The organism is Mycobacterium sp., from assembly GCF_050701675.1.
Lineage (GTDB): Bacteria > Actinomycetota > Actinomycetes > Mycobacteriales > Mycobacteriaceae > Mycobacterium.
Window position 1 is genome coordinate 1 of sequence record NZ_JBOGDD010000966.1, and the last position, 8,107, is coordinate 8,107.

8 protein-coding genes are annotated in these 8,107 nt (G+C 62.5%); 1 reads left to right on the top strand and 7 read right to left on the bottom strand.

Going from position 1 to position 8,107, the window contains the following annotated elements; translation table 11 throughout:
- On the top strand, positions 1-980 hold a 980-nt coding region (locus tag ACRDUX_RS29210; protein WP_526419050.1), incomplete at its 5' end, for a glycosyltransferase.
- A gap of 44 nt (positions 981-1,024) precedes the next feature.
- Here the strand turns inward: ACRDUX_RS29210 and ACRDUX_RS29215 are convergent.
- The 7 genes from ACRDUX_RS29215 to ACRDUX_RS29245 form a co-directional block, all read right to left on the bottom strand.
- Positions 1,025-1,813: a TylF/MycF/NovP-related O-methyltransferase gene (locus tag ACRDUX_RS29215; RefSeq protein ID WP_526419052.1), complete on the bottom strand. Its 789-nt coding sequence runs from the start codon at positions 1,811-1,813 to the stop codon at positions 1,025-1,027.
- A 141-nt stretch (positions 1,814-1,954) separates the two neighbouring features.
- The gene (locus ACRDUX_RS29220; RefSeq protein WP_526419054.1) at positions 1,955-3,106 is read right to left on the bottom strand and encodes an acyltransferase family protein; all 1,152 of its coding nucleotides are present in this window, start codon (positions 3,104-3,106) and stop codon (positions 1,955-1,957) included.
- Between the two features lie 5 nt (positions 3,107-3,111).
- The gene (locus tag ACRDUX_RS29225) at positions 3,112-4,065 is read right to left on the bottom strand and encodes a class I SAM-dependent methyltransferase (RefSeq protein ID WP_526419055.1); all 954 of its coding nucleotides are present in this window, start codon (positions 4,063-4,065) and stop codon (positions 3,112-3,114) included.
- Positions 4,066-4,192: 127 nt separating this feature from the next.
- Entirely contained in the window at positions 4,193-5,461 is a 1,269-nt protein-coding gene (locus tag ACRDUX_RS29230) for a glycosyltransferase (RefSeq protein WP_526419057.1), read from the bottom strand.
- A 132-nt stretch (positions 5,462-5,593) separates the two neighbouring features.
- On the bottom strand, positions 5,594-6,394 hold the full coding sequence (locus tag ACRDUX_RS29235; RefSeq protein WP_526419059.1) for a TylF/MycF/NovP-related O-methyltransferase: 801 nt from the start codon (positions 6,392-6,394) through the stop codon (positions 5,594-5,596).
- Between the two features lie 234 nt (positions 6,395-6,628).
- On the bottom strand, positions 6,629-7,321 hold the full coding sequence (locus ACRDUX_RS29240) for a class I SAM-dependent methyltransferase (protein WP_526419063.1): 693 nt from the start codon (positions 7,319-7,321) through the stop codon (positions 6,629-6,631).
- 253 nt (positions 7,322-7,574) lie between these two features.
- A partial coding sequence (locus ACRDUX_RS29245) for an acyltransferase (RefSeq protein WP_526419061.1) occupies positions 7,575-8,107 on the bottom strand: 533 nt, incomplete at its 5' end.

Sequence of the window (8,107 nt, forward strand, 5' to 3'; positions counted from 1 at the left end):
GGGAGCAGACGAGCATGACGCTGACGTCGGTGGCGGACGGCGCGGACCTGCTGTCAACTGGCCTGAATTTCGAGCAGCCGGCTGCCAATGTCGCGGAGTATTACGACATCCCGTTGGTCACGCTGCACCACTTCCCGATGCGCCCCAATGGCAAACTCGTCCCCAACCTGCCGTCGCCGGCGGTCCGCTTCGCAGGGACGGTCTCCGAGTGGCTGCTGTGGCGCTCCACGAAGAAGGTCGACAACAGGCAGCGTCGTGAACTCGGCCTCTCAGAGGCAACAACTCCCTCGCCGCGGCGAATCGCCCGACGCGGGTCACTGGAAATTCAAGCCTACGACGAGATCTCCGTACCCGGGCTCTCAGCCGAATGGGCGAAATGGGATGGCAGGAGGCCCTTCGTTGGCGCACTCACGATGGGGCTGACCACCCAGTCCGACGATGAGGTCGTGTCGTGGATCGCCGCGGGCTCACCGCCGATTTGCTTCGCGACGGGCAGTATTCCGCTCGAATCTCCTGCAGACATGATCGAGATGATCAGCGTAGCCTGCGCGCAATTGGGCGAACGGGCGCTGGTGTGCGCCGGTGGGACGGACTTCAGCGGCGTCCCCATACCCGATCACGTCAAAGTGGTGGGCGTAGTGAACTACGCGACGGTCTTCGCCGCCAGCCGGGCAATCGTGCACCACGGCGGCTCGGGCACCACGGCGGCCAGCCTGCGAGCCGGCATCCCCACGCTGATCCTGTGGAGCTCAGCCGACCAGCCATATTGGGGAAATCAGCTCAGCCGCCTGAAAGTGGGTACCGCGCGGCGCTTTTCGAACACCACGCACCAAACCCTTGTTGCGGATCTGCGTCGCGTCCTCGCGCCGGAGTACGCGGTCCGAGCCCGCGAGATCGCCGCCCAAATGACCACGCCCACCGAAAGCGTGAACAAGGCCGCCGACCTCTTCGAGGATGCCGCCCGCCGGAGCACGACTTGAGACGACGCAGGGCCGCGCCTTCGGCGAATTCTGCTCAGCTCGCGTCAACGTGCAGGTTTGATCAACAATCCCTGACCGGTGGGCATCGCGCAGATCTGCACGCCCAATTCGCTCGCCAGCTCATCCATCGCGATGCGTTGCTCGTCGCGCCCACGATTCGCGTAGTCGTCCAAGAGCACGAACGCCCCAGGGGTGAGCCGCGGCCAAAAGTAGCGGAGCGCCGCGACTTCGGGTGGCGCACAGTTCATGTCGATGTGGAGGAACGCCACCGAGTCGGCAGTGACCTCATCGAGCGTCTCGGGAACCGCGCCGACGATGATGCGCTGGTTGTGCCATTGCGCAAAGTTGGCCCGGACACTGTCGACCGAGTTGACGTACATACCGCTGCGCAGATGTGCCTCGCTCGTCTCGAGTGCCCCCGCCTCGCGTTCGGCGGCCGTGACGAAGCGCGGATCCAGTCCCGCGAAGGTGTCGAGCAGATAGAACGTCTTACCAAGCCGGTCCCAGTCCAGGTGCTCCATCACTGCGCTGCTCAGGAAGCCATAGCTGACACCGCACTCGACGAAGTCACCTTCGAGCTTGCTGGCGCTCGCCGCCGCCCACAGTCCGACGTGCACGCGCCAGTGCCATTGGTACCAATCCATGTCACCGAGAGCGCGTGCGCCACGCGCGTAGGCCCGCTGAAACTCCGGGTCGTCCATGAACGCGTGGCTGTTGAAACAGATCAACGCATCATTGGAGTAGACATCGGGCAGGAGCGTGCGCGCCAACCAGTACTCGGCGCGCACCGCCCGCATCAAGAGACGGGTGCGAACGGACAGCCCTTTTGCCACGTCGGCAACCATAGCATTGACATGCCCGGCGCGGGCAAACAACCCGTCATGGCAGTCGGCGTCGCCCTTGATGAATCACCTTGGCTCACAACCTGATCGACGCCGCACAATCGTGCGATCGGTGGCCAACCGACGAGACCGCTAACCCACGTCTCGGTCAGAGGGTGCCAACGTTTGCTCGCCCACCGACGGCGAGCGCTTCCGTTTGAGGCGATTCTTCAACGATATCGCCTGCTTCTCCACCACGAACCAGCTCAACGCCGCCAGCGGCAGGGTAGCCAAGGTCGCAATGCCGAAGAACAGGTACATGTTCAGCGCGCCGAGACCCAAGACAACCAGCAGTTGCTGTGTTGGATACGCGTAGATGTACATGCCGTAGGAGAAGTCGTTGCGCAGATTCAACCGTCTGTTTCGAACGAGGGAACCGGAGACGATGACGGCGTATGCCAAGGGAAGAGCGGCGATGACTCGATAGTTCGCCAGCAGACCGGAAGCTATGACGATGACGACGCATATCGCGACGAGCGACCATCGCGCGGGGATGACGTCTCGGTAGCGGTGGATCAGCGCCCCGGCCGCAAACATGACGGCAAACCGTGCCACCATCTGCGGAATGGTCTGCATGGCGAAGATCGGATACGACAGGTAGGCCGTCGCGCAGAGTGTGACCACGAAGACCGCTGGAATGACCCATCGCTGTTTCAGCAGCCCCACGACACCCAACACGGCGACGGCCACGTAACAGATGATTTCGAAGTCGAGCGTCCAGATCGACGCATTCCAGACGCCCGGCCACGGGTTGGTGTGCAATGTCCCGTCGATACCGGCGTGGTAGACGTTCAGCCACGCGTTGTCGAGGACGTAGTCGATCGGTGCGGATGACTTCATCAAGCTCGCCACCGACCCGCCCTGGATCCAGACGCTGAGAGGGGCGAAGACGAACGCGATTATCAGCAGGCACACCCATAGCCCGGGAAAGATGCGCAAACCGCGGGCGATGGAGAAGTCGCGGAGTCGCGGGTCGCGCAGCCAACTCGCGGTGATGAGGAATCCCGAGATCGCGAAGAACCCGTCCACCCCTACCTGCTCGATGAGCTGCTCGAGTGGCTTGTAGGTGATGGAGCGGCCGGTGGTGGACCAGGAATGCCAGAGGATGACGCTAATCGCCAGCGCCAACCGCCACGCATTGAGCGCATTGTTTCGTGGATCGAATACCTGCCCGAGCGTCGCCCTCCGTGTCACTGGGCGGGCGGCCCCGCTATCGACGCCTGCGGCCCTCAGGTCCTCGCTCATCTCAGCTATTCCCTGGTCGACCCGGCGGGGGCAGGATTCCGCAAGACGAAGCCCGCCTGATCACCCCGGCCTTGGCGGTTGAGCTGCTTCGAACGCCGTTCCCAACCGAGAATTTGTTTGAGTCCGAAGAGCCGGATGAACTCGACGAAGCTCTTGATCTCGGGCAGGGCGATATTGCGCTGATAGGCTTCGCTTCCGAAGAATTGAGACGAATTCGAATCGTCCCACACCTCCTCGAGTTGCAGCCCAACCGCATTGGCCGCCAACTCCATTCCGCGCCTCGAAGGTATGACGATGTGCCGGGGTGCATCGATCAGGCACCAATGCTTGTCATAGACGTCCCAGGCTTCCGACGATGTGGTCGGCAGGCGAACCAAGCAGATCCCACCGGGTGCGAGCTTCTCGTATACCGCCTTGAGAGTCGCGACGGGGTCGGGCACGTGCTCGAGAGAATGGTTGAACAGGATGAGGTCGAATTCACCGTCCACTTCGTGCACGTAGCGCTTCACGATCGGCAGACCCAAGGGTGTCTCGCCATCGGCTTCGTTGAACGGGTCAGCACCGGATAGATTCGTAAAGCCCGCCCTGGCCAACCGGTCGAGTAGCGCGCCACCGCCACAGCCGACATCGAGAATTCGCGCGTCGCGTCCAATCGCCAACCGACCGAGCATTTGGACGACGTCTCCGCTCGAGTCACGGGAGCCGATCAGGGAGCGAATCCCTGGCGGTAACGCCGCTACGACGGTGCCGACCGGCTTGCCGCCGGTGTGCAGGTCAAAGCGGTCTCGCTGCTTCGTCAGCCATTCGAAGATCCGCGGTTGAGGCGGGATGGTGTAGGCGTAGTACTTGCGGGGATAGTGTCGCGCAAGCTCTTCACCTTCGAGCGCATTCCGAATCTGCAACGTCTCGCAGGCATCGCAGACGAAGTACTCGAACATCTCTCGGGTCCCGAAGTACATCTCTCGAACCGTGAGAGTTCGGTGGGGACCACTCGAACCACATACTCGGCACTCTTCGACAATCTCGCTCATTTGCTCCCTCCAGGAGCTAGAAATGACCACACCACTTTGGTCTCGCCTACACCCTTCATGCGGACCGCCTCGATCCCGCGAACTCTTCCACGACGTTTGCGGCGTTGGCGACGCTGTCAACGGGTTTGGTCATCCCGCGCGCGAGATCTCGGGCTCGGGTGAGGTAATCCGGCGCGAGAATCCGGCGCAAGTCCGCGACCAACGAATCCCGGGTCGTCGTCGAAAAGCGGCGCGTGGTACCCACTTTCAACCGCTTGACCTGACCGCCCCAGAGCGCCTGATTGGCGTCCATCGACAGGATCAGCGTCGGGACCCCGGCGCGGAGGCTCGCGGCCGTAGTGCCAGAGCCACCGTGGTGCACGACCGCGCGGCAAGCCGGGAAGATCGCCGCGTAATTGACGGCACCCACCACCTTTACGTGTTCCGAATGCGGCACACCGCTGAAGTCACTCCATCCGGCGCACACCAGCGCGCGCTCCCCCAGCTGCGCGCACGCCGAGCTGATCATTTCGACCGCGACAGCCGGAGATTCGACCGGCATGCTGCCAAAGCCGAAGCAAATTGGAGGTGTTCCCGCAGCCATCCACGACTCGACTTCGGCGTCGGCGTCGGTCGTCAACTCCATCGTCAGTGGGCCGACGAACGGCCGTAGCTCGGACCACGTCGCCCACTCGGCTGCGAGCCCGGGGAAGCAAGCCGCGTCGTAGGCCTGTACTTCCAGCGATCCGCGGTCGGCGATCCGTCGCGGCGAGGGCCTCGTTGCCTTCGGTAGGCCGAGTTCACGCCGCTGCGCGTCCTCGACCTTCTTGTTCAGTCTCCAGGCCAGCCAGTCGAACACCGTCATCGCGGTCCTCCCCAACCGAGAAGGCAGAAACGTGACGAGATGGGCATTGGGGCGCATCGGGATGTGATGCAGTGTGACCAACGGAATGTCGTGATACTCAGCGACGTTGGCAGCAGTCTCCTGGTAGCTCTGCCCGGCGAGCAACACGTCGGCACCGTCGGCCACCGTCGTCAAGGTGGTATTCATCTGCGCCCACGATCGGTCGCTGATCTCCCACATCTCGCGCCACAATCTGCGGATGGCGCCCACCTTCCAGAAGGTGTGCAGGGCGAAGGTCCAGAAGTTGCGATACACGTCGAGCCAGGTCTTCGTATCGAGCCCATATGCGACCGTATCAAGGCCAGCCGCCTCGGTGAATCCGATCAGATCGGGCGGGACGGCCATGAGCACGTCGTGTCCCCTGCGCTGCAGTTCACGGCCAACGACGAGGGACGGCTCGACGTCGCCTCGTGTTCCGTAGCTTGCCAACACGAATTTCATCGTGGATCAGGGCCCCTCAGGTGTCGCGGTGCAGCAGAGTCGCTTCGGCGATATCTCCGAAATGGCGTTTCAGCGTTCGTTCGTCCCTGACCGGATGTCGCGTGTCGGCGGTGGTGAGCGGCCGAACCGGCTTCACTCCTTGCGCCAGAGCACACCGGTGCCGTCTATCTCGACGATCTCTGCTGACACTCCATTCTTCGTGCGGAAGTCCGTGACCGCCTTCCGGCACGCGTCGATCGCGTGGTAGTCGTCGATGATGCAGAAGCCCCCGGGGGACAGCCTCGAGTAGAGGCCGTCGAGTGCCTGGATCGTGGATTCATAGAGGTCGCCGTCGAGCCTCAGTACCGAGATGCTTTGAATCGGGGCATCGTGCAACGTGTCCTTGAACCAGCCGGGAAGGAAGCGGACCTTGTCGTCGAGCAACCCGTAGCGCTGAAAATTCGCTGCCACGTCCTTTTGGGATACCGCCAGGATGGGCGCCGCGAGGTGCAGCCTGTCCCCCTTGTCCGCTGAGAAGTTCTTGGCGTCCGGCGCCGGTACGCCCGCAAACGAATCGGCGAGCCACACTGATCGTGTGTCGTCACCGTAGGCTGCCAGCACTCCGCGCATGAGGATGGAGGCCCCGCCACGCCACACGCCACATTCGACCAGATCGCCTGGGACGTCGTCGGCAATCACCGTCTCAACGCACTGCTGCAGACTGGTGAGTCTCTTCATACCGATCATCGTCAGCGCGTCGGCGGGCCAGTCCAGACCCAGATCGCGCTTGTGCTGATCGAAGGGGCGCTTTCGCACGAGCACCAGGTTGCCGACCTTGAAGACGGGACGGTGTACCCAGTCCCACCCCACGGGCACCAACTCGTCGACGCCGTACCTGGTGAGGTCCTTGCGGAGCAGGTCCAGATATGCGGATCGGGTGTCGCGATCAGTCACGGTCAAAAACTTCCCCTGTCTCAAACTGCCGGTACTCCGGCAAACAGCTTAGACCTTCCACCGCGCCGTTGATGCATTTCTCGACTGGCCGATGACGTCGATGGCTGCGATGCTTCCGGCAAACAGTATGACTTCGTGAATCCACGGCCTCAACGTCCTCGCCGTGGATATGTGCCGATAAACGATGGCTGCTGCAACGGGAAAGAGTACATGGTCGTTCTTGAATGCCCGGATTCAGTGGAAGGCGGCCCGAGACAAATGCCTCGGCTCCTTGGCTCGGTGCACCACGACTACCGAGTCGAACACCTCGATGCGGTCGATGATGGTTGCCGCGAAAGGCACCTGGACCTCCTCGACCCGCTTGGGATGGCCCTCCATGAACTCGTAGACCGATGACATCTTCAGGTACGGCGCATGCATGGCGTCCATCAACCACTTGGTGAAGTCGATGAACGATTCGGGTTGGTCCCGGTACGGCGTCCAGTAGTTGGCGCAGACGTCTTCCACGATGTACACCCCGCCCGGTTCGAGCCTGGGAAACAGGTATTGGAAGGATCCGATCATCTGCTTCGGGGTGTGCCCGCCGTCGTCAAGCACCGTGTCGAACGGGCCGAACTCATCGAGGACGCTCTGCAGGAACCGGTTGTCGGTTTGGTCTCCGATCCGTACGTGAATGTCGCGCCCGGGGTCGTCGTGCTGCGCAGCCTTGGGGTTGATGTCGAGCCCCACGATGGTGGCCTTTGGCAAGTACTCCCGCCACATCTGCAAGGACCCACCCCTGTCCACCCCTACCTCCAGCATCCGTTCGGTACGAGTGAGGACGGCTTGGTAGATGGGCAGGTAGTGGCGCAGCTTGTGAATGTTCTCGGTGCGTTCGAATATGCGCCCCAGCGGGGTGTCTTCTGGCGGTGTGTCGTCTGCGCGCATGGGCACCGATCGCGCGAGGTCGGGACCGAGCGCATCGAGCAACCGCTGGCGACCCTTGTAGGGGTAGCGCCGTGCTAGGAACGGTGGCCTTGGCTGCAATGCCAGCCGGAACGAACGCATGGCACGGAATCCTATGCCAACCAGGCCCATATCAAGAATCCGCAAATGTCATTTGATTAGCTCAGCGGAGGCCGCCCCGGCATTACCGTTGAGTTTGCCGTGATCACGCAGTGAACTCGCCTGCCCGGCGCAGTTACTTGTTGGCTTCCACTTCGTCGCCATCTGCGGGCCGGATTGACGAGCGCTGACCCAGGCGGTGTTTAGGCGCCCCCGCCCCGGACGAAGCAGTGTTCTTACGTTTGAAGCGAGCCTTCAGTGCGAGGGCGCGCTTCTCCACCAGGAACCAGCTCAGCGCAGCAGGCAGAACGATGACTGCGGTCGAGAGCCCGAAGAACACGAACGGGTTGAGGCTGTACAACCCAGCAACAGCCAGCAACTGCTGGGTTGGGGAGGCATAGATGTACATCCCATAGGACAGATCCGTTCGCAGTGTCAAGCGCTTGTTCTTGATCAACGCACCCGAAACGACGACGGCATACGCCAACGGGAAGGCGCCGACCACCCGGTAATCCGGGAGTAGGCCGGACACGAGGACGATGACGACACTCACCGCGACGAGCGACCACCGTGCGGGTATGACGTCTTGCCATTGGTAGAGGACCGCCCCGGCCGCGAACATGATCGCGGCACGAACGGCGAGCTGCGGGATCGTCCATACTCCGGGAC